The organism is Nocardiopsis exhalans, assembly GCF_024134545.1.
GTDB lineage: Bacteria > Actinomycetota > Actinomycetes > Streptosporangiales > Streptosporangiaceae > Nocardiopsis > Nocardiopsis exhalans.
Genome location: NZ_CP099837.1, coordinates 1,010,884 through 1,031,886, shown reverse-complemented (window position 1 = coordinate 1,031,886; position 21,003 = coordinate 1,010,884). Strand labels below are relative to the sequence as shown.

The following is a 21,003-nucleotide window of genomic DNA, read 5'->3' as shown; positions in this document are numbered from 1 at the left end:
GCGTGATGCGGAGAAGGAAGGGCCGGGCTAGAGGGTGGGGTCGATCCCGTGGCTGGGAAAGACGGCGGTTCGGGTGGCGTGGATGGCCCTGTCGACCGGGTCGCCGGGGTCGTAGCCCTGCTCGAACGGGGTGAAGGAGACCCCGCGGCCGTCGGTCATGTAGAGCGGGGCCAGCTCGCCGGTGCGCTGACGCACGAAGTCGCGCCACCCCTGCGGGGTCTCGCGGTCCGGGTCGATGGGCGCGCCCGCGGCCTCGGCCAGCAGGTGGGTCCAGGCCCGGGGCACCACGTGGACGAGGCCGTAGCCGCCGCCCCCGAACAGCAGCCAGCGCCCGCCCGCGGTCTTGCGCGCCAGCTTGTGCAGCTCCTCGTAGGCCCGGCGCTGGCCGTCCACGCTGAGCGTGAGGTTGGCCAGGGGATCGAGGGCGTGGGTGTCACAGCCCTGCTGGGTCACCAGGATCTCGGGCTGGAACTCGTGCAGCAGCGGCGGGACGACCGCGTCGAAGGCGCGGTGCCAGCCGGTGTCGCCGGTCCCGGCCGGCAGGGCGACGTTGACCGCGTACCCCTCCGCCTTCGGGCCGCCGACCTCCGAGGCGTGCCCGGTACCGGGGAACAGGGTCACCGGTGACTCGTGGAGGCTGATGGTCAGCACCCGGGGGTCGTCGTAGAAGGCGTTCTGGACGCCGTCGCCGTGGTGGACGTCGATGTCGACGTAGGCGACGCGCTTGGCGCCCTGTTCCAGGAGCCAGGCGATGGCCAGCGCCGGGTCGTTGTAGACGCAGAAGCCCCACGCGTTGCCGTGCATGGCGTGGTGGAGGCCGCCCGCGATGTTGGCGGCGTGCGCGCTCTGCCCGGTCCACACGGCCTTCGCGGCGGCCACCGAGGCGCCGGAGATCAGGGCAGAGGCCTCGTGCATGTCGCGGAACACGGGGTTGTCCAGGGTCCCGAGCATGTGGGCGTCGTCGGGCTCCAGGGTCCGCCCGGCCCGTTTGACCGCCTTGATGTAGGCGGGGTCGTGCACCAGGGAGAGGAGTTCGTCGGAGGCGGGCTCCACATCCAGGAGGCCGGCCCCCGGCCCGTCGAAGACGCCGAGTTCACGGCTGAGCGCCATGGTCAGCTCGACCCGGATCGGCGCCATCGGGTGCTGCGGCCCGAAGTCGTAGGCGGTGAGTCCGTCGTCCCATGCCACCCGAAGCGAGCAGGACGTGCGCCCTCCCATGTGGTGACCCCCGTTTCAGGTGTGCGTGCTCCGAAGCACACAGTACGCAAAGCCGGACCCCGGACAGAACTCCGGGGGTGGGTCCCGCCCCCGCGGGCAAGAGAGCGGGCCCCGGCGCAGAGGGTTCCTCGCGCCGGGGCCCGTGCCTCGGTCAGCAGGTGCCGCTGGGGCGGCGCTGCCGGAAAGGGGCGGATCAGTCCGAACTGATGTAGATGCAGTCCGCGTAGACGTCACCGGCCTTCATGTCGACTTCCCCCTCCAGGGGGCGGTCGAAGATGCTGCCGCCGGTCGAGCCGATCAGCACCCGGTACTTGCCCGGGTCCAGCTCCAGGTCCATGGCGTTGGGGTCGTCCAGGCAGGACGTGCTGCTGGGCGGGGCGGAGGTGTCGCAGTCGTCGCAGGGATCGATGGTGACCTCGCCGTGCGCCCCGTCCGGTCCCAGGTAGAGGAAGCGCATCTCGTCGTCGGTGTAGTTGACGTACTGGATGGAGACCTTGTCACCGCCACCGGTCTCGTAGGGAGACCCTTCGATGTCGTTGCTGGCGATCAGGGTCGCCTGGTCCATCTCCCGTTCGATGTACGCGGCGCCGACGTACCGCTCCAGCTCCTCGATGCCGTCGACGTCGTAGTCGGGGTAGTTGGCCTCGAGGTAGGCGACGGTCTCCTCCGCGTCCTCGAGGTCACCGGAGTCGATCTGGGCCCAACCGCAGTTGAGGGCCGAGTCCGGGCGTTCCTCCTCGATGCGCTCGGCGACCCCGGGGGCGGCGTCCCAGTCGAGGTCGTCGAAGATCCCGATCTGGTCGAAGGCCGCACACCAGTTCTCGCCGGCGTAGTCAGCGGTGGTCTCGTCGTAGAGCTCGGTCAGCGCGGTGGGCACGTCCGAGGCGGACGGGGTGTCGGAGAAGTCCTCGGCCACGAAGGAGTAGGTCTCCTGGGCCTGGCGATAGGCCTCCCTGGCCTCCTCGAACTCCTCGTCGGTCGCGGCGCTGCTGTAGAGCTGCTCCGCCTCGGTGGCGAGCTGACCGGCGTAGTTGAAGTGGATCTCGGCGACGCTGCCGTCGGTGTCCTCCCAGCGGGAGGCGTCGTGCTCGAAGTACTCGATGTAAGAGTCGATCGCGTGGTCGTAGCTCTCACTGGCCACGTCGCGCTGGGCGCGGTCCAGCAGGTGGCAGGCCTCGCTGCCGGCGCGGGCCTTGTTCATCAGCGACGGCGACATGGAGAGCTGGAAGCCGCTCTCGACCTGCCCGTAGACGTCGATCGCGGTGTCGCAGTCGCCCCGGGCGTGCGCGGCGTCGGCGACCCGCAGACGCCACTCGCCGGTCTGCCACACGCCGACGAGCGAGAGGATCATGACCACGACGAGACAGGCCGCGAGAACGACCGGCTTGCCCTTGACCACAGGCTGTTCGCCCCGTGACATCTGGCGGCGTTCGTGCTGGCGGCCCACGAAGAGGCCGACGACGACGGTGAGCAGGACCCAGGCCAGCAGGACCGGGGCCCAGGTGAGCAGGTTGTCGGCCGCGTCCATGATGGCGGCGGCGACCAGCAGTCCGATGGTGCCGGCCAGGTTGATCCCGAAGAACACCCAGCTGCGCAGGTGGAAGAAGCCCGCGCCGACACCGGACAGGTTCAGCAGCGCGGCGCGCCGCCCCACCTTGGACTTGAAGAGGCCGAGCGGGGGCAGGGGCGGCGGCGGGCCGCTGAACTGGCCGGGGCCACCGGGGCCACCGGGAGGCGGCGGACCGCCGGGGGGCATGCCGCCGGGCGGCATTCCACCGGGGGGCATACCGCCGGGGGGCGGCGGGCCGAAGGGCGGGTTTCCACCCGACGGGGTACCGCCGGGCGGAGGCCCGCTGAACTGGCCGGGGCCACCGGGACCGCCGGGGGGCGGGCCACCGGGACCACCGGGGGGCGGGCCACCGGGACCACCGTGGGGCGGCCCTCCGGGGTTACCGGGTGGCGGTCCTCCCGGTGGCGGACCGAGGGGTGGTTGGCCACCGGAGGGCGGACCGAACGGCGGCTGTCCGCCGGAGGGGTTCTGCGCGACCGGGTTGCCTCCTGTGGGAGAACCCCCAACGGGATTCTGCGGGCCGCTCGGAGCAGGAGGAGGCGTCGCGGATCCGGGCTGGCCGGGGAAGTTGGACGGGTCCGAAGGGGGTTGAGGATTTGTCATGGGGCCCCGGAATCAGTGAAGAGGGGAAAACGTACACAGCGGAAGGGTAAAGAGGGGCACACCCCTCTTATCCCGACTTTATTCACCGGGTATGACGCTCCGCCCGGGGCCCCTGACCAACCGGAACGGGAATTGGGTGTGTGAGATGCGTCACACAGCCCGCGGGTCAACTCTCGGAGAGCGCCCGACTCCGGTCCCGGGCCGCCTCGATGGCGTCCGTGAAGGCGGTCCGCACCCCGTGTCGTTCCAGCTCGCGCAGGGCTGCGGCGGTGGTCCCGCCCGGCGAGGTGACGGCCTCGCGCAGCACCACCGGGTGCTCCCCCGACCCGTCGAGCATGGCCGCGGCGCCGGTGATCGTCTGCCCGACCAGCCGCTGTGCTGTGACACGGGGCATACCCATCGCGACACCGGCCTCGATCATGGTCTCGGCGATGAAGTAGAAGTAGGCCGGTCCGCTGCCGGAGATGGCGGTGACCGTGTCCATGTGCTGTTCGCCGACCCGCAGCACCTCGCCCACCGTGCCCAGGAGCTCCTCTGCGCGGTCCAGGTGCGCGGCCTCGGTGTGCGCGCCGCCGGAGACGGCGGTCATCCCCTGGCCCATGAGCGCCGGGGTGTTGGGCATCGCCCGCACGACCGGCACCCCGGAGGGCAGGTGGCTCTCCAGGACGACCGTGGTCAGCCCGGCGGCCACCGAGATGACCAGGTGGCCCCGGGACAGGTGCGGGGCGATGTCGTCCAGCAGGGCGAGCATGTCCTGCGGCTTGAGGGCCAGCAGCAGAGTGTCCGCGCGCTTGGCGGCGTCCGCCGCCGGGACCGTCTCGACCCCGTAGCGGCCGCGCAGCTCCGCCGCGTGTTCCGCACGCGGCTCGGTGACGAGCACGCCCTCCGGAGCGTGGCCCTTGGCCAGTAGCCCGGCGAGCAGTGCCTCGCCCATCTTTCCTGCACCGATGATCGCGATCATGAAAAGGGGTCCTCTCTGCGAGTCCCCTCCACGCTAGCCGTCTCGGACCTGCCGGACGGACCGGTTGTCTCACTCGGCGGACAGTCGGCGGCGGATCCGGGCCCGGGTCCGGGCCCGGACCGTCAGCCCTGGTCGACCGACCCCTCGTCGTCGACCGGCCCCTTGGGGTCCACCGATCCCTTGGGGTCCACCGAGAAGCGCCGGGGCGGGTCCTGGGGGCGCCTGCGCAGCAGGGCAATGCGCTCGCGGCGGCCCAGCCGGGGTTCGGAGGCGGGCGGGCCCTGCGCGAAGTGCAGCCGGGTGAACGCCAGCGCCTCGGCGAGTTCGCGCATGCGCGCCTGGCGGTCGGCGGCCTTGCGGGTGCTCACCTCCAGAACCAGCTGCCCCTCGTAGCCGCTGCCCGCGAGGTGTTCGAGCAGTTCGGCGACGGGCTGGCTGCCGCGGCCGGGGATGAGGTGTTCGTCGAGGTTCTGGCCGCCGAAACCGTCGGCGACGTGCACGTGGGAGAGGCGGTTGCCCAGCCGCTTGGCCATGTCCATCGCGTCGGAGCCGGACATGGCGGTGTGCGAGAGGTCGAGGGTGACGTCCGGGTAGTCCCGGTCGAGCGGGTTCCAGCTCGGCGCGTAGGGGACGACCTCGCGGTCGCGCACCCGCACCGGGTACATGTTCTCGACGGCGAAGACCACGTCGGTCTCCTCCTGCATGCGGGCGACGCCGTTCTCGAAGTCGCGGGCGTACTCGCGCTGCCAGCGGAAGGCCGGGTGCACCACGATCGCCTTGGCGCCCAGCGCCTCAGCCATCTCCTTGGAGCGGACGAGCTTGCCCCAGGGCTCACGGCCCCACACTCGCTGGGTCAGCACGAGACAGGGCGAGTGGACGGCGGTGACGGGCATCTGGTGGTAGTCGGAGAGGCGCCGGAGGAGTTCGATGTCCTGGCTGGCCGGGTCGGAGGAGACGAGGACCTCAACGCCGTCGTACCCCAGCTTCGCGGCGATCTCGAAGGCGGCCGGGGTCTTCTCCGGGTAGACCGACGCCGACGAGAGGACCACGGGCGCGTCTGGGACCTGGATAGGGCTCACGTGACCCAGACTATGCGCTCCACGGCGTTTCGGGACGTCCGCCCGGGTGAACGCGGCGTGGCGCTTGCCCCCTTCCGGTCGGCTCCGCGGGCCCCTGTGACAGGGGGGACGGCCGCTCCCCCGGGTTACCTGGGGGAAGCGGCCGTCGAAAGGAATGTGGCGCGTAACGGTGCACGGTCACGCGGTCGGCGGACTCAGATCCGGACGGCGCCCGCGAGGTTGTAGCGGGTCACGTCCCGCTCGGCGATGCTGCGCCCGGAGCGCGGGGCGTCGATCATGCGGCCTCCGCCGAGGTAGATGGCCACGTGGTAGGCGTAGCCGCCGCTGTCGGTCCAGTAGAGGATGTCGCCCCTCTTGGCGTTGGCGTAGCTGACCCGGGTCCCGGAGTTCACCTGGTCATGGGCGATACGGGGCAGGCTCACCCCGGCCTGCTTGAAGGAGTACTGCACCAGCCCGGAGCAGTCGAAGGAGTTCGGACCGGTGCCGCCCCAGGCGTAGGGCTTGCCCTTCTGGGACTCCGCTGCGCTGATGGCCTTCTCGACGGTGCTGGAGGAGAGGGCCTGGTGGATGCGCTCGGCGCCCGGGGCGCTCTGTACTGCCTGCAAACTCGGTGCCGACTGGGCCAGGGCCGGGGTCCCCCCGGCTGCCAGCGCCGCGGCCGCGAGTACGGCGACGGCGAGCGCGCGTGGCGTACGGCGGCGCGACTGAGCGGGTGCGGCCTGCCGCACCGGGTTCGTGGTGGAACGGCAGGCCCGCGTTTGCTCGTGGTGTCGCGGTAGTCGCATGACGTGGTTCTCCCTACATGGTCCGTCGGGGCCGCCCACGCCACTGTGACGCGGATCTCCTGACCGCCAACACACCACCATTGGTCACACAGACACCACGAATTGTCACTCTCCGTAGTCTTATCGATGCCGAAAGTTGGTAAAGCCTGCTTGACCTCGGCGGACAAAACGGCCAGTGAACCATCAATCCACCGTCCGCCGCCGAGGCCCGTGACCGTCGGCTACGAGCCGACCGGGTACTTCGGCCAGGACCTGTTCTTCTGGATGCTTTCGCTCGTGTCGGCGGAGCCGACATCGACACGAGCGGCCGTCGCCCCTACTGTGCGGTGCTGAGCAGGTCCGGCAGCATCGCACAGCAGGGGCTCGCCCGGGTCTGGCTGTCCGAGCCCGTGCCAGCCGGGATCGGCGGCGCAGCGAGAGACAGCCTGGTGGTTCCGCGAGATACCGCGCCGAAGGCGTCCGTTGAGGGTGGTGGCGGGCGACGGGCGCGGAATGATCCGAAAACAGGGCAGGACACCTACGGTGGCGGCGGGGTCATGGCCATCACCGCTGGTCAGGGCTGTTCTCTTGACAAGAGGACCCTACATATCAGGGCTGCGGGACACCCAGGGCGGAGCGGACGAAGTCGGTCGTCGCCGCCATGCCGAGGTTGTTCGGGTGCACGGGCGCCCCGTCTTCCGGAATCAGCCCCTCGACCCAGCGGGTGTCCGAACCCTGGCAGACGTCGTGGCCGCGCTCGAGGGTGTCCACGAAGACCGCGCCCTGGGCCTCAGCCTCCTCCTTGAGCATCGCGTTGAGCGCGGTCTGCGCCTGGTCCAGGAACGGGACGTCGCCGCGGGAGATCGGTGTGCTCGGCCAGCAGCCGCGGCTCTCCGGCAGGATCTGGAGGTAGCCGACGCTGAGGACCGTGGCGTTCGGGCTGCGCTCGGCGATGTCCGCGTAGACCCCGGAGACCTCACCCCGCAGCCCGTCGATCCGCTGGTCCAGCTCGTCCCCGTAGTGGTCGGCGCACGGGCTGCCCAGCGGGTTGGTCAGGCTCCGCTTCGCGCACTCGACGAGGACCTCGGAGAAACCGAAGTCGTTGCCCGCGATGCCCACCGTGACCAGGTCGGTCTCCGGCCGGAGCACGTCCAGCTGCGGCGGGGTGTCACTGAACTGGGCCTCGTAGAGGTGGGTCATCCGCGCGCCCGAGCAGCTGACGTCGGTGATCTCGGTGATCCCCAGCTCCTCGGCGAGGCGCTTGGGGTAGTTGACCGAGGACTGCATGCATCCGAGCAGCGGCATCTGGGCTCTGACCATGGGCCCGGCGACGAAGGAGTCACCGATGGCGACGTAGTGCTCGAACGCGGCCGCCTCGGCCTCGTCCGCGGCGGCGGGGGCGGGGGCGGTGGCGGTGACCAGCGAGAGGCCCAGGGCCACGAGGGTCAGCGGGGCGGTGATCCGGGCGAGTCGGCGCAGGCCGCCGGCCCCTCCCGGGGCGTGGGGGACGGCGGGGGATCGGTGTGTACGGAACACGAGGGGTTTCCTCTCTCCAAGGAGCGGGGGCTTCGGAGTGTTCGGACCTTGGGAAGAGGGTGACTCTCCCCACACACTCTCTAACATGACTTACGAAACGAAGGAGCTAACCCGTAGGTAACTTTCATGTGTCCCCAGCGGCCCCTCCGGTGACAGCGGGACCTGTCACCGGGAGCCGTTAGCGTGTCGACCATGGCGAAAGCAGCGAAGACCACGTTCCGGTGCGCCGAGTGCGGATGGACCACCCTCAAATGGGTGGGGCGCTGCGGCGAGTGCCAGGCATGGGGCACCGTCGAGGAGTCCGGAGCCCCCGCCCCCTCGGTCGTCACGGCCGCCCCGGTGACCTCCCGGGCCCGCCCCATCACCGAGATCAGCGTGGAGAGCGCCGAGGCCGTGCCCACCGGCGTGGACGAACTCGACCGGGTCCTGGGCGGCGGAGCCGTCCCCGGAGGCGTGGTCCTGCTCGCCGGTGAGCCCGGCGTGGGCAAGTCGACCCTGCTCCTGGAGGTCGCCGCGATGCGCGCCGCCAAGGCCAACGTCCTCTACGTGACCGGCGAGGAGTCGGCCGGACAGGTGCGCCTGCGCGCCGAACGCCTCAACGCCCTCTCCGAGCAGCTCTACCTGGCCGCCGAGACCTCGGTGGCCACCCTCGCCAGCCACGTGGACGCGGTCGCGCCCCAGCTACTGATCGTGGACTCGGTGCAGACCATGGTCTCCCCCGAGACCACCGGCGTACCCGGCGGTGTCACCCAGATCCGGCAGGTCACCGGAGCGCTCATCCAGATCGCCAAGGAACGCGGCATCGCGACCGTGCTGGTCGGCCACGTCACCAAGGACGGCTCGATCGCCGGACCCCGCCTGTTGGAGCACCTGGTGGACGTCGTCCTGCACTTCGAGGGCGAACGCCACTCCCAGCTGCGCCTGCTGCGCGCGGTCAAGAACCGCTACGGGCCCACCGACGAGATCGGCGTCTTCGAGCTCACCGAGAAGGGCATCTTCGGACTGCCCGACCCCAGCGGCCTCTTTCTCACCGAACGCACCGACCCGGTGCCGGGCACCTGCGTGACCGTCACCCTGGAGGGGCGGCGCCCCCTGATCACCGAGGTACAGGCCCTGGTCGCGCCCACCCCGCTGCCCGCGCCCCGCCGCGCCACCTCGGGCCTGGACACCTCACGGGTGAACATGATCCTGGCGGTACTGGAGAAGCGCACCGGCATGAAGCTGGCCAACATGGACGTGTACGCCTCGACCGTGGGCGGAGTGAAGCTGGGCGAACCCTCCGTGGACCTGGCCCTGGCCATGGCCGCGGCCAGCTCCAACAACGACGTCCCGCTGCCCGCGGGGTTCATCGCGATCGGCGAGGTCGGCCTGGCCGGTGACGTGCGCAGCGTGAACGGCGTGCGGCGCCGGGTCGCCGAGGCGCAGCGCCTGGGCTTCACCGAGGCGGTCGTGCCCAAACACTTCGGCGACCCGGTCAAGGGCATCCGCGTCCACGAGGTGGAGGAGCTGAGCGAGGCCCTCACCTGGGTCGAGCGGCGCCGTCCACGCCGGAGCCGCGAGAACGAGTCCGCGGCCGCCGGAGAATAGGCCGGGGGCGGCAGGACCGCGGACTCCGAAACAGGCTCCTGAAGCAGGTTCCTAGAAGTCGAAGATCGCACCCTTGGCGCTGTTCATGACGCACTGGTTGCCGAAGGTCTCCTCGTACTCCTCGGCCCCGGAGACCCGAACGGTGACCGGCCGGTACTCCATCGTGCAGAAGCCGTCTCTGGCCGAGGTCACGCTGGCGATGTCCCCGTGCTCGGCGATGAGGTCGCAGGCCTTCTCGGCCTTGGTGTGGCCGCCCCCGGCCGGGTCGCACGTCAGGGTCGTGGCGCGGTGCCAGCTGATGGCGGTGTCCTCGTGCCGCTCGACGGCGCCGAAGACCTGCAAGACGTACACGTCCGACCCGGCGGGCTCGGCGTGCGCGGGTGTGGCCAGGGCGAGCGCGACGGCGGTACACGCGACAACGGTGGCGGTGCGTATCACTGAAAACTCCCAGGGTGATGGAATCAGATGCACCACGAATAGTAAGCATTCAATGACTGAATGTCATGGGACTTCGGTAATCCGTTCCGTGAACAGACGAACCCCGCCCGGGGCCGGGCGGGGTTCACTGGCGCTGATACCTCGGGCTCAGGCCTTGAGCTGGAAGACGAGCTGGTCGACGCTGCCCACGTGGTCGCCGTGCAGGTTGGCCTTGTACCAGCCGGGCTGGGCCCTGGCGCTGCTGTCCCGGCAGTCGGTGAAGGAGCGGTCCAGGTCCCAGGTGATCGTGAAGTCGTGCGGGGTGCCCCGTTTGAGCTGGCGCTCCTCCTGGGCGTTGCCCTCCACGCAGTCCGCGGTGGAGTAGACGCGGTCGCTGCCGGACTCGATCCGCAGCTCGAACGCTTCGGGACCCACGTCCACGGTGCAGGTCTGGTCGGCGGTGTTGACCACGGTCACCTTGAACTCGGGGCTGGTACCGCCGCCGTACACCTCGCGGTCGCTCTCCGCGAAGTCGAAGGTGACGACCACGTCCTGGGGACGGCACGGGTCCTCGGGGCGCTCGGGTTCGGGGGCCTCGGCCGAGCCGCCACCGGAGCCGTTCCCTCCGTCCTCGCCGTCCGCGCCGTCCGCGCTGTCCTCGTCCGCCGAAGGGGACGGGGAGGGCGAGGCGGACGGTTCCTCGTCGTCTTCCCCGGTTTCGGGGCCGGAGGGCTCGTCGGCTGGCACACTGGGGGAGGCTTCGGGGGTATCGACACTCGCCTCGGAGGAGCCCGCCGGTTCCGCTTCGTCCCCGGTGTTCCGGAAAGCGAGCGCGACCAGCGCGAACACCAGCATTACGCCAGCCAGCACGAAGGCCCGTCGTTTCCAGTAGGTCTCGCGGCTGACAGGTGCTGGTTGTCCGGTACTTGACGCCATGGGCCGTAGTATTGCGGTTTTGCACGCCACTCACCTACTCAACCCGCCGATTTACCGTTAAAGATGAGCGATAACCCTTACAGCACCGCGATTCTGGCGTGGTACGAGTCCAACGCCCGAGACCTTCCCTGGCGTACCCCGGACGCCTCCCCCTGGTCCGTCCTGGTCAGCGAGATCATGCTCCAGCAGACCCCCGTCGTGCGGGTTCTCCCCGCCTGGGAGGCCTGGATGGAGCGTTGGCCCACCCCCGCGCACCTGGCCAAGGAGCCCTCGGGTGAGGCGGTCCGCATGTGGAACCGGCTCGGCTACCCGCGCCGGGCCCTGCGTCTGCACGCCTGCGCCGTGGCCATCACCGAGGAACACGACGGCCAGGTCCCCGACGACCACGCGACCCTGCTCTCGCTCCCCGGGATCGGCGCCTATACCGCGGCCGCCGTGGCGAGCTTCGCCTACGGCCAGCGGCACGCGGTTCTGGACACCAACGTGCGCCGCGTCCTGGCTCGGGCCGAAACCGGGATCGAGTACCCGCCGAAAACCCAGACCAAGGCGGAGACCGCCCTGGCCGAGTCGCTACTGCCGCCGACGGCCTCGGTGGCGGCCCGCTGGGCCGTGGCCGTGATGGAGCTGGGGGCCCTGGTCTGCACCGCACGCTCCCCGCGCTGCGCGGACTGCCCCATCGCCGGGCAGTGCGCCTGGAAGCTCGCGGGCAAACCCGCCCATGACGGGCCGCCCCGGCGCGGGCAGACCTACGCGGGCACCGACCGGCAGGTGCGCGGCAGGCTCCTCGCCGTTCTGCGCGACTCGCCCGACCCGGTGGTCAAGGACGCGCTGGACGCGGTCTGGGACGACCGCGTCCAGCGCGAACGGGCTCTGGACGCCCTGGTCTCAGACGGCCTGGTCGACCCCCTGGACGACGGCCGGTACGCCCTGCCGGGGTAGGGCGGGCGCTCAGTTCCTCCGGGCGTCGGTCTCGTCGGAGAGCGCGGCCTCGACCTCTTCCTGGGTCTGGTCGACCGCACCGCTGCACGCGGCACCGGGTTCGGGCACGTTCGGGCTCTGCTCGTACTCACGCAGGAACTCGCCCAACCGCGGGTCGTCGGCCTCGTCCAGCTGGAGCTGGACGCCCCAACCCGAGGCCACCACGGCCGAGGGCAGGCCCTCCATCGGGCTGACGATCACGTAGGAACCGGGCGTGTGGAGGTCGGTCAGCGTCTGGACGTCGGTGACGGACAGGTCCGGGTCGTAGGTGATCCAGACCGCGCCGTGCTCCTGGGAGTGAACGGCCAGCTCAGGCATGACGGGGGCGGCGTAGACCCCGCAGTTCTGCCACGTGGGGTAGTGCTGGCCACCCGCCGGCGGGAACTGGTCGTAGTCGACCTTCTCCCCGATATCCACGTGTGAGTAGTCCAGGATCTCGAAGGTCTCCACGCCGTCGATACCCGGCTCCCCGCCCCCTGCCACGCCGCCTCCGGAGGCGGAGCCGGAACCAACCGCCCCGTTGTACAGCCACACTCCGCCGAAGACCGCACCGCCCGCCAGGACCAGCGCGAGCGCGATCCCGCCGACGATCAGCCACGGCGAGGCACCGCGTTTCGGCGGAGGAGGACCGCCGGGGTACCCCTGAGGCGGGTATCCGGGAGGGGGCCCTTGCGGCGGGTAGCCGGGCGGCTGGCCCTGCGGCGGGTAACCAGGCGGTGGGTAACCGGGGCCGGGCGCGGGCCCCTGGCCGTATGCAGGCCCCTGAGGCGCTTGGTACGCCCCCGGAGGGCCGTGAGGGGACGGAGGGCCGGGCGGAGGCCCCTGCGGCGGCTGAGCGCCGCCCTGGCGGGGATCGTTTGGATAGGCCACGGTCCGCACCCTAGCGTTTCCGCCCCTGCCCGCGCTCTCCCCGGGAACGCCGACGGGGGCACCCCTCGCTAGGGATGCCCCCGTTCTCAGACGGTGGCCGGTGCGGAACCGACCGGCGGTGCTACTGCTTACTCACCCTTGGTGGCGGACTCCACCTCGGGGGTGTCCGGAACCGAGGCGGGCTTCGGCACACCCTTGAAGGTGAACTTGGCGTCCGTGCCCTCGCCCTCGGCGTCGATCACGACGATCTGACCCGCCTTGAGGTCGCCGAACAGGATCTTCTCGGACAGCTGGTCCTCGATCTCCCGCTGGATCGTGCGACGCAGCGGCCGCGCGCCCAGGACCGGGTCGAACCCGCGCTCGGACAGGATCTTCTTCGCCTTGGGGCGGAGCTCGATGCCCATGTCCCGCTCCTTGAGGCGACTGTCCAGGCTCGTGATCATCAGATCCACGATCTGGAAGATCTCCTTCTCGGTCAGCTGGTGGAAGACGATGATGTCGTCCACACGGTTGAGGAACTCCGGCCTGAAGTTGGTCTTGAGCTCCTCGCTGACCTTCGCCTTCATCCGCTCGTAGTTGGTGTTGGCGTCGTCCTCCTTGGCGAAGCCCATGGCCTGGCCCTTGGAGATGTCCCGCGTACCCAGGTTGGTCGTCATGATGATGACCGTGTTCTTGAAGTCGACGATGCGACCCTGGGCGTCGGTGAGACGACCCTCCTCCAGCACCTGGAGCAGAGAGTTGAAGATGTCGTTGTGGGCCTTCTCGATCTCGTCGAACAGGACCACGGAGAACGGCTTGCGGCGCACCTTCTCGGTGAGCTGGCCGCCCTCTTCGTAGCCGACGTAGCCGGGAGGCGAACCGAACAGCCGCGAGACCGTGTGCTTCTCCATGAACTCGGACATGTCGAGCTGGATCAGCGCGTCCTCGTCCCCGAACAGGAACTCGGCCAGGGTCTTGGACAGCTCGGTCTTACCCACACCGGACGGACCGGCGAAGATGAACGAACCACCGGGGCGCTTGGGGTCCTTCAGACCGGCGCGGGTACGGCGGATCGCCTGGGAGAGCGCCTTGATGGCGTCCTCCTGGCCGATGACCCGGCGGTGCAGCTCGTCCTCCATGCGCAGCAGGCGCGAGCTCTCCTCCTCGGTCAGCTTGAAGACCGGGATGCCGGTGGAAGCGGCCAGAACCTCGGCGATGAGCTCCTCATCGACCTCGGCCACGACGTCCATGTCGCCGGCCTTCCACTCCTTCTCCCGCTGCGCCTTCTTGTTGAGCAGCTGCTTCTCGTCGTCACGCAGGGACGCGGCCTTCTCGAAGTCCTGCTCGTCGATGGCCGATTCCTTGTCGCGGCGCACACCGGCGATCTTCTCGTCGAACTCGCGCAGGTCCGGCGGAGCGGTCATCCGGCGGATGCGCATCCGGGAACCGGCCTCGTCGATGAGGTCGATCGCCTTGTCCGGCAGGAACCGGTCGCTGATGTAGCGGTCGGCCAGCTGCGCGGCGGCCACGAGGGCGCTGTCGGTGATCGAGACCCGGTGGTGGGCCTCGTAACGGTCGCGCAGGCCCTTGAGGATCTCGATGGCGTGCGTGATCGTCGGCTCGTCCACCTGGATCGGCTGGAAGCGGCGCTCGAGTGCCGCGTCCTTCTCCAGGTACTTGCGGTACTCGTCGAGCGTGGTCGCACCGATGGTCTGGAGCTCACCCCGGGCCAGCATGGGCTTCAGGATGGAGGCGGCGTCTATGGCACCTTCCGCCGCGCCCGCTCCGACCAGGGTGTGCAGCTCGTCGATGAAGAGAATGATGTCACCGCGGGTGCGGATCTCCTTGAGCACCTTCTTGAGGCGCTCCTCGAAGTCACCGCGGTAGCGGCTGCCCGCGACCAGGGCGCCCAGGTCGAGCGTGTAGAGCTGCTTGTCCTTGAGCGTTTCCGGGATCTCACCCTTGACGATCTTCTGGGCCAGGCCCTCGACGACCGCGGTCTTACCGACACCGGGCTCACCGATCAGCACCGGGTTGTTCTTGGTGCGCCGCGAGAGCACCTGCATGACGCGCTCGATTTCCTTGTCCCGGCCGATGACCGGGTCGAGCTTGGACTCACGCGCGGCCTGCGTCAGGTTGCGGCCGAACTGGTCCAGCACCAGCGAGGTGGAGGGGGTGGACTCGGAGGAGGCGCCGGTGGCCTGCGGCTCCTTGCCCTGGTACCCGTGCAGCAGCTGGATGACCTGCTGGCGGACCCGGTTGAGGTCCGCGCCGAGCTTCACGAGGACCTGGGCGGCGACGCCCTCGCCCTCGCGGATCAGGCCCAGCAGTATGTGCTCGGTACCGATGTAGTTGTGGCCGAGCTGAAGCGCCTCGCGCAGCGACAGCTCAAGGACCTTCTTGGCGCGCGGGGTGAAGGGGATGTGCCCCGACGGCGCCTGCTGGCCCTGACCGATGATCTCCTCAACCTGCTGCCGAACCGCTTCGAGGCTGATACCAAGACTCTCCAGAGCCTTGGCGGCGACACCCTCACCCTCGTGGATGAGGCCGAGCAGGATGTGCTCCGTACCGATGTAGTTGTGGTTGAGCATCCTGGCTTCTTCCTGAGCCAGAACCACCACTCGCCGCGCGCGGTCGGTAAACCTCTCGAACATGTTCGTCGCTCCTCTACAGAGCGGTCAGGCGGGGACGGTCATTACCGACCCAACTCTTCCGCATATAGGCCCCACAGGGATTAACCGCCCCGGGGAGCGCTGCCGCACCCGTCCACCTTGCCGACGGCTGCCGACAGGGTGGACGTCTCCGTACGGGCGACCGCAGCCGTCCGTGCCAGAGACTTTCCCCGACGATAGGGCGTTCACCCAACATCCAACTACCAATTGACGCGTCAGATTTCCCTGTACGCCGAAGGCGAACGGCCCGGACACTCCCATCCATCACGAGAGTGCCCGGGCCGCACGTGCGTATGCCGGATTATCGGCTCTAAGCGAACAAGCCGAAGGCGTGTTGTTCTTCAAGCGGAAATTACCGACCCCGCGGACTCCTCCTCGACGGTGTCGCGGAGGTCACCGCGCGGCGCATGCGGCAGTCGCCGTCGCCGACGACCGGCGGAGGGGCCGGGGTCGGACCGCACACTTCCCAGGGTCCGGGCCGAGATCCGTCCCTGCCGGGGTTCGCGTCCCTTCGCACTCCCCCGCACCCCGGTGTCACGGGCTCTCGGCGGCGCGGGTCCCGACGGGACGGGGTCCGTCGCCGACGGATACCGGTGATCCGGTTTCTCCGGCGACTCGAACTCCCTCGCTCATAGGACGTCCGGGCCGAATCGGGCCTCGGGGTGCGGGGGTCAGGGACAGCGAACAGCAGGGCCTGGGGCGAAATTTCGATCAAGACCTGACAACATTTCGGCCGCCCGGGTCAGTGGCAAACCTAACCCTTGATGGCCTCATATTCGGCGACGATGGCAGCGGGGATACGGCCACGCTCATTGACGGGCTTCCCAGCGGCCTTCGCCCACGCGCGAATCTCCGCGCTGCGCTCACGGCTGGGAGCATTCCGGCTTCCGCGCCGAGCGGCACCGCGAACCTGCTTCGCCGGGGCCTTACGGGAGGCCTCGACGAACGGGCTAAGGGCCTCGCGGAGCTTGGCGGCATTACCCGCGCTGAGGTCGATTTCGTACGTCGATCCATCGAGACCGAACGTCACCGTCTCCTCGGCCTCGCCGCCGTCGAGGTCGTCGACCAGGAAAACCTGGACCTTCTGTGCCATGGAATCAAACCTTTCAGAAGAGCGGTGTCTCCACACCTGAATATAAAGCTATCTCGCGAGAACGCGAAAGACAATTCCCGGCGCGCCAGAAATCCTCCGAGACCGGATCGAGAGGATTCGGGGTCACCGGAGCAGCACGAGGCGGCGAGTTGGCCCGCACACACGGGTATCCCTCGCGGGCGGGGGTACTCGGTGCCGGTTTCAGCCCGGCACCGTATCTAACGACCGTCGGATTCGCTACGTTCCCCGTCCCGGGCAATCGGCGTCTCATTCGCCGCCCCGGCCTCCTGGACCTCGGCCGAGCGCTTGTCACCCGCACCGGACTCACCGGTCTCATCGTCGCTGACCAGGCTTCCGTCCATCCTGCGCGGTGCCATCTCCTTGCGCAGCAGCTGGATGACGAAGGCACAGAACACGGACCCGACAACCACCGGCGGGATGAGCGCGGACAATACGTCGATCAGTCCGGGGGGAAGCACCGATGACAAAAAGTCGCCCATCGAAGCGGCCTACCCTTCCTGGTTGTTACTTATTGCAGCAAATACCCGACTCAGGGTTCGGGACACTCCCGGGGGATGGCGCTCCGGCACGACCGGGCAAACGCATACCAGACATCATAGACATCGTTTGCCCCCGGTTTGACACCGGACGTACCCGAGACGTCCCGGCAAAGCCTGATGGCGACCAATGTCCGGTCGGCTGTTACACCCTCGCGCGGCAAGACTCCCCGCAGTGCGACGGTCGAGCACTGGCGGCATCCGGCAAATCCGAGATGCTGAACGTCTCACTCTCACTTCACCGGGTAACCGGCGATCCGAGCGGACGCAGGTACACATTACCTGCCTTGTTCCACACGCATACCACCCGGTGCACTTAAGCGCCCACAGCGGCCCGAGGAGGCCGCGAACCGTTCAGAAGGGGAAGGATGTCCTATCCGGGGTCCAAATCCTTTAGCCGGCCGCGCCCGACTGACTCTCGTCGAGGTGTACAAGCATGCGAGTGTTCCCCAGGGTGTTGGGTTTGACCCGCTCCAGGTCGAGGAATTCGGCCACTCCCTCGTCATAGGAACGCAGGAGTTCCTCGTAGACGCGGAAGGAGACCGGGGTGCCCTGGATCGGGGCAAAGCCGTGTTTGGCGAAGAAACCGGTCTCGAATGTCAGACAGAACACACGCCGCACACCCAACCCGCGCGCGGTGTCCAAAAGCTCGGTCACGATTCGGTGACCGACGCCGAAACCGCGTAGGGAGGGGTCGACTGCGACGGTGCGCACCTCCGCGAGGTCCTCCCAGAGGACGTGGAGGGCTCCGCAGCCGACCACACTCAGCTCGCCCTCCTCCGGCGGGAGCCCGCCCGGTGTGTCGTCGGGCAGTGTCTCCGCTTCGGCCACCCAGAACTCCTGGATGTCCTCGTAGAGGTTGACGGTGCTCTTGGAGAGCACTCTCCGGTCGACGGAGTAGGTGTCGACGAGGCGGCGGATGTGGGTGACGTCGCGCGTCCTGGCGCGACGGACCCGGACATGACGAACGGGCATAGCCGGACCAGACTACGCCTACGCGGCCTCACCCCGGAACGCTCTTCATCCGGTGCTCGGCGACGCTCGGCTTCCTGGGCCGGCATGCCCGCGGTGTCTCCCGGCGATCACCGGGAAGCGCCTCCTACTGGTACTCGGTCATCGGAGCATCAGATCAGCTGGCGCCTCGCGGCCCACACGACCGCCTCGATGGGTGTGTTCACGCCGAGCACGTCGCAGATGTTGCGAATGCGTCGGCGCAGGGTTCGGGCGCTGAGCTCGAGGTGCCGAGCGGCCACTTCGGTGGTGACACCGGTGGCGATCTCGGCGAGCAGCTCCAGCTCCTCATGACTCAGCTCAACCGGCGTGTAGGCGCCGTTGAGCGTGTTCTCACGCGACCGAGCCTGAAGGGGAACCACGTTCTCTCGGTGCTCTCGCGGCGAGAGGGTGTTCTGGTCCTCAACGGTACGTCGTACGAGTGTGGCCTGTTCCACTCCGTCCTCCCTCATCCATGTGAGTGCGGAACATCAACTCGTCACCGAACGGTCAAGCGCGTCCGACTGGCTGTCGGTGCGGGTGAGTCCCGGCCACCCCTGCCCTCTCCCGAAACCCCTCTGGCACAGGGGTGGGAGTCGGAGGGGAGCACAAGGACACACGAACCCCGGACGCTGAGGCCTGGGACGGACAGACCACACCGTGGGTGCGTGCGCGGCGGATTCCGGGACCTCCTCTGGCCCCGAACCCTTGCTCACCGTTGTTCTCGATCAATTCGGCAAACTCGCGGACCAAGGCCCGCCCTCAGCACGCTAGGCGCAGTGGATGATACCGTCAAGGCCCTATAAATCACCATGCGTGATCAAGTGGGCCCACTGGGTCACAGAGTCACGGGCATGGAAATACCCCGCCCCCGCTGACCTGCGTAAACAATCTTCACCAAAAGCGAGATCGCGGTAACCGAACTCCCAGGGGAAAAACTGCTCCCTGTCCCAGAGCGCATCCACTCCTGGCTGGGTTTTTGTTCCGTATGACCGGCAAGTGAGCCAGTTCTCGTGCCCTTCACCACATTCCCGCAGGCGGGCGGGTACGACTCGGGGCCGCCGCACGCCAGGTGCGACGGCCCCGAATGTGGCCTTTCGGTCATCCCTCTATCGAGATTCGCCCTCTCCCCTTTTCCGTCAAGCGGGGGCCAAGGGAGGGCGGCTAGTCCCCGGAGGGCTTCACGATCGGGAAAAGCACAGTTTCCCGAATGTTCTTACCGGTGAAAGCCATCAGCAGGCGGTCGATCCCGACGCCCACACCGCCGGAGGGCGGCATGCCGTACTCCAGGGCGCGTAGGAAGTCCTCGTCCAGCTGCATCGCCTCGGGGTCGCCCTCCGCGGCCATCAGCGACTGCTCGGTCAGGCGGCGGCGCTGCTCGACCGGGTCCACCAGCTCGGAGAAGCCCGTGCCGAGCTCCATGCCGAAACCGATCAGGTCCCACTTCTCGGTGAGCAGCGGGTCCTCTCGGTGCTGGCGGGTGAGCGGGCTCGTCTCCAGCGGGAAGTCGCACACGAACGTGGGCTGGACGAGCGTGTGCTCCACCAGCTCCTCGAAGATGTGCTCGACCAGCTTGCCCGGGCCCCACTCGTGGCTGTACTCGACGCCCTTGGCCTCGGCCAGACGGCGGACGTCCTCGATCGGGGTGCGCGGGGTGACCTCGGCGCCCAGGGCCTCGGAGACCGAGCCGTACAGCGTGATCCGCGGCCACTCCCCGCCCAGGTCGAAGGTCTGGCCGTCGCGCTCGATCGTGGTGGAGCCGAAGACCGCGCGGGCCGCCTCCTGGATGAGCTCGCGGGTCACCTCGGCCATGTCGTTGTAGTCGGCGTAGGCCTGGTAGAACTCCAGCATCGTGAACTCGGGGTTGTGCGTGGAGTCCGCACCCTCGTTCCGGAAGTTCCGGTTGACCTCGAAGACCTTCTCCAGGCCGCCCACGACCAGCCGCTTGAGCGACAGCTCGGGGGCGATGCGCAGGTACAGGTCCATGTCGTAGGCGTTGATGTGCGTGACGAACGGACGCGCCGTGGCGCCGCCGTGCACGCGCATCAGCATCGGGGTCTCGACCTCGATGTAGTCGCGGTTGCTCAGCCCTTCCCTGATCGCCCGGATGGCGGCCGAACGGCTGCGCACCATCTGCTGCGACTCGGGGTTGACGATGAGGTCCACGTAGCGCTGGCGCACCCGGGCCTCGGGGTCACTCAGTCCCTTGTGCTTGTCCGGGAGCGGGCGCAGGCACTTGGCCGTCAGCGTCCAGCCACTCACCAGGACGGACAGCTCACCGCGGCGGGAGGTGATGACCTCGCCCTCCACACCCACGTGGTCGCCGAGGTCGACGTCGGCCTTCCAGGCGTCAAGGCTCTCCTTGCCGACCTGGTCCAGGGACAGCATGATCTGCACGTCCCCGGTCTCGTCTCGCAGGGTCGCGAAGCACAGCTTGCCGCCGGAGCGGTAGAGCATGACGCGACCGGCGATGGCGACCTTCGCCCCGGTGTGGGTGTCGGGCTCCAGGCCCTGGTGTTTCTCACGCACGGGGCCGATCGACGTCGTCCGCGGGTAGTTCACGGGGAAGGGGTCGATGCCCTCCTCCCGGAGACGGTCCAGCTTCTGCCGCCGGACCCGCATCTGTTCGGGCAGGTCGTCGTAGTCGTCGTGCGTGTCATTCACGGCCACGATCCTACCGGCGCCCGCGCCCCCGACGGCACGCGTTACACGGCCTTCCGACCGCCGGGGCGGGGCACGGTTTCGGCCCCTTTCCCGAAGATGATCTTGCTACCAGAAGCGAAATCAGCGCCGAACTTGCTTCTGGTAGCAAGATCACCGGGAATGAGGGGGTTTCGGAAGCAGCGGACAGCCCTCAGGCGCAGGTTACGGACACCCTGGCTCGCACAGAGCCCACACCACAGCGCTGAACCCCACCCTCGCCGCCGCTTGTCCGATGGCACGCATGACCGGCCGCGACACGCGACCCGATCCCCGCAGGCCTGGGAAACCGGGACCTTCGCCGCCGCTTTTCGTTACCCGCCTTGACCAGCCGCGACACGGCCAAGCGTTGGGCACAGGGCTGGGGAAGGCACCGGCCGAAGGCCGAAGCAGTTGGGCCCTTCGGGCCCCTTTTCGGGCCCGTTGGCCACCCCGGACCACTCCTCCCCCGTTTCCCGACAGCCGCCCACCGCCGTCGTAGCGAAGCGGGTCA

General features: G+C 68.9%; 17 protein-coding genes. 2 read left to right on the top strand and 15 right to left on the bottom strand.

The window, feature by feature from the left end; translation table 11 throughout:
- Positions 1–27 precede the first annotated feature (27 nt).
- From NE857_RS04620 to NE857_RS04595, 6 genes are all read right to left on the bottom strand, one after another.
- Complete coding sequence (locus NE857_RS04620) at positions 28–1,188, bottom strand: acetoin utilization protein AcuC (protein WP_184372823.1); 1,161 nt, start codon at positions 1,186–1,188, stop codon at positions 28–30.
- 223 nt (positions 1,189–1,411) lie between these two features.
- Complete coding sequence (locus tag NE857_RS04615) at positions 1,412–2,974, bottom strand: DUF1109 domain-containing protein (RefSeq protein WP_221319947.1); 1,563 nt, start codon at positions 2,972–2,974, stop codon at positions 1,412–1,414.
- 583 nt (positions 2,975–3,557) lie between these two features.
- Complete coding sequence (gene proC / locus NE857_RS04610) at positions 3,558–4,352, bottom strand: pyrroline-5-carboxylate reductase (RefSeq protein WP_184368410.1); 795 nt, start codon at positions 4,350–4,352, stop codon at positions 3,558–3,560.
- 122 nt (positions 4,353–4,474) lie between these two features.
- Complete coding sequence (locus NE857_RS04605) at positions 4,475–5,431, bottom strand: sugar phosphate isomerase/epimerase family protein (protein ID WP_184368407.1); 957 nt, start codon at positions 5,429–5,431, stop codon at positions 4,475–4,477.
- A gap of 194 nt (positions 5,432–5,625) precedes the next feature.
- Entirely contained in the window at positions 5,626–6,216 is a 591-nt protein-coding gene (locus tag NE857_RS04600; protein WP_184368404.1) for a C40 family peptidase, read from the bottom strand.
- 588 nt (positions 6,217–6,804) lie between these two features.
- On the bottom strand, positions 6,805–7,731 hold the full coding sequence (locus NE857_RS04595) for an SGNH/GDSL hydrolase family protein (protein WP_184368401.1): 927 nt from the start codon (positions 7,729–7,731) through the stop codon (positions 6,805–6,807).
- Positions 7,732–7,923: 192 nt separating this feature from the next.
- Between NE857_RS04595 and radA the strand changes: the two genes are divergently transcribed.
- Positions 7,924–9,318 carry a DNA repair protein RadA gene (gene radA / locus NE857_RS04590; protein ID WP_254419950.1) on the top strand — a complete coding sequence of 465 codons (1,395 nt, stop codon included), beginning with the start codon at positions 7,924–7,926 and terminating at the stop codon, positions 9,316–9,318.
- Positions 9,319–9,369: 51 nt separating this feature from the next.
- Here the strand turns inward: radA and NE857_RS04585 are convergent, their stop codons facing one another.
- Both NE857_RS04585 and NE857_RS04580 read right to left on the bottom strand, forming a co-directional pair.
- Positions 9,370–9,756, bottom strand: a complete 387-nt coding sequence (locus tag NE857_RS04585) for an SSI family serine proteinase inhibitor (RefSeq protein ID WP_254419949.1) — start codon at positions 9,754–9,756, stop codon at positions 9,370–9,372.
- A 147-nt stretch (positions 9,757–9,903) separates the two neighbouring features.
- A complete protein-coding gene (locus tag NE857_RS04580; RefSeq protein ID WP_254421866.1) occupies positions 9,904–10,590 on the bottom strand; it encodes a hypothetical protein in 687 nt (228 codons plus the stop codon).
- A gap of 144 nt (positions 10,591–10,734) precedes the next feature.
- On the opposite strand from NE857_RS04580, the gene NE857_RS04575 reads away from it, so the two are divergent.
- Positions 10,735–11,610: an HhH-GPD family protein gene (locus tag NE857_RS04575; RefSeq protein WP_254419948.1), complete on the top strand. Its 876-nt coding sequence runs from the start codon at positions 10,735–10,737 to the stop codon at positions 11,608–11,610.
- A 9-nt stretch (positions 11,611–11,619) separates the two neighbouring features.
- On the opposite strand, the gene NE857_RS04570 is transcribed toward NE857_RS04575, so the two are convergent.
- The 7 genes from NE857_RS04570 to lysX form a co-directional block, all read right to left on the bottom strand.
- On the bottom strand, positions 11,620–12,132 hold the full coding sequence (locus NE857_RS04570) for a thioredoxin-like domain-containing protein (RefSeq protein WP_344012087.1): 513 nt from the start codon (positions 12,130–12,132) through the stop codon (positions 11,620–11,622).
- 515 nt (positions 12,133–12,647) lie between these two features.
- Positions 12,648–15,152, bottom strand: coding sequence for an ATP-dependent Clp protease ATP-binding subunit (locus NE857_RS04565; RefSeq protein ID WP_254419947.1), 2,505 nt, complete (start codon positions 15,150–15,152; stop codon positions 12,648–12,650).
- A 772-nt stretch (positions 15,153–15,924) separates the two neighbouring features.
- Positions 15,925–16,263: a histone-like nucleoid-structuring protein Lsr2 gene (locus NE857_RS04560; protein ID WP_017578775.1), complete on the bottom strand. Its 339-nt coding sequence runs from the start codon at positions 16,261–16,263 to the stop codon at positions 15,925–15,927.
- A 218-nt stretch (positions 16,264–16,481) separates the two neighbouring features.
- Positions 16,482–16,763 (bottom strand): hypothetical protein, encoded by a 282-nt coding sequence (locus NE857_RS04555; RefSeq protein WP_254419946.1) that lies wholly within the window; start codon positions 16,761–16,763, stop codon positions 16,482–16,484.
- Positions 16,764–17,213: 450 nt separating this feature from the next.
- Positions 17,214–17,795 carry an amino-acid N-acetyltransferase gene (locus NE857_RS04550; protein ID WP_254419945.1) on the bottom strand — a complete coding sequence of 194 codons (582 nt, stop codon included), beginning with the start codon at positions 17,793–17,795 and terminating at the stop codon, positions 17,214–17,216.
- Between the two features lie 149 nt (positions 17,796–17,944).
- On the bottom strand, positions 17,945–18,268 hold the full coding sequence (locus tag NE857_RS04545; protein ID WP_017578778.1) for a LuxR C-terminal-related transcriptional regulator: 324 nt from the start codon (positions 18,266–18,268) through the stop codon (positions 17,945–17,947).
- 706 nt (positions 18,269–18,974) lie between these two features.
- Positions 18,975–20,474, bottom strand: coding sequence for a bifunctional lysylphosphatidylglycerol synthetase/lysine--tRNA ligase LysX (gene lysX / locus NE857_RS04540; RefSeq protein ID WP_254419944.1), 1,500 nt, complete (start codon positions 20,472–20,474; stop codon positions 18,975–18,977).
- Between the last annotated feature and the right edge of the window lie 529 nt (positions 20,475–21,003).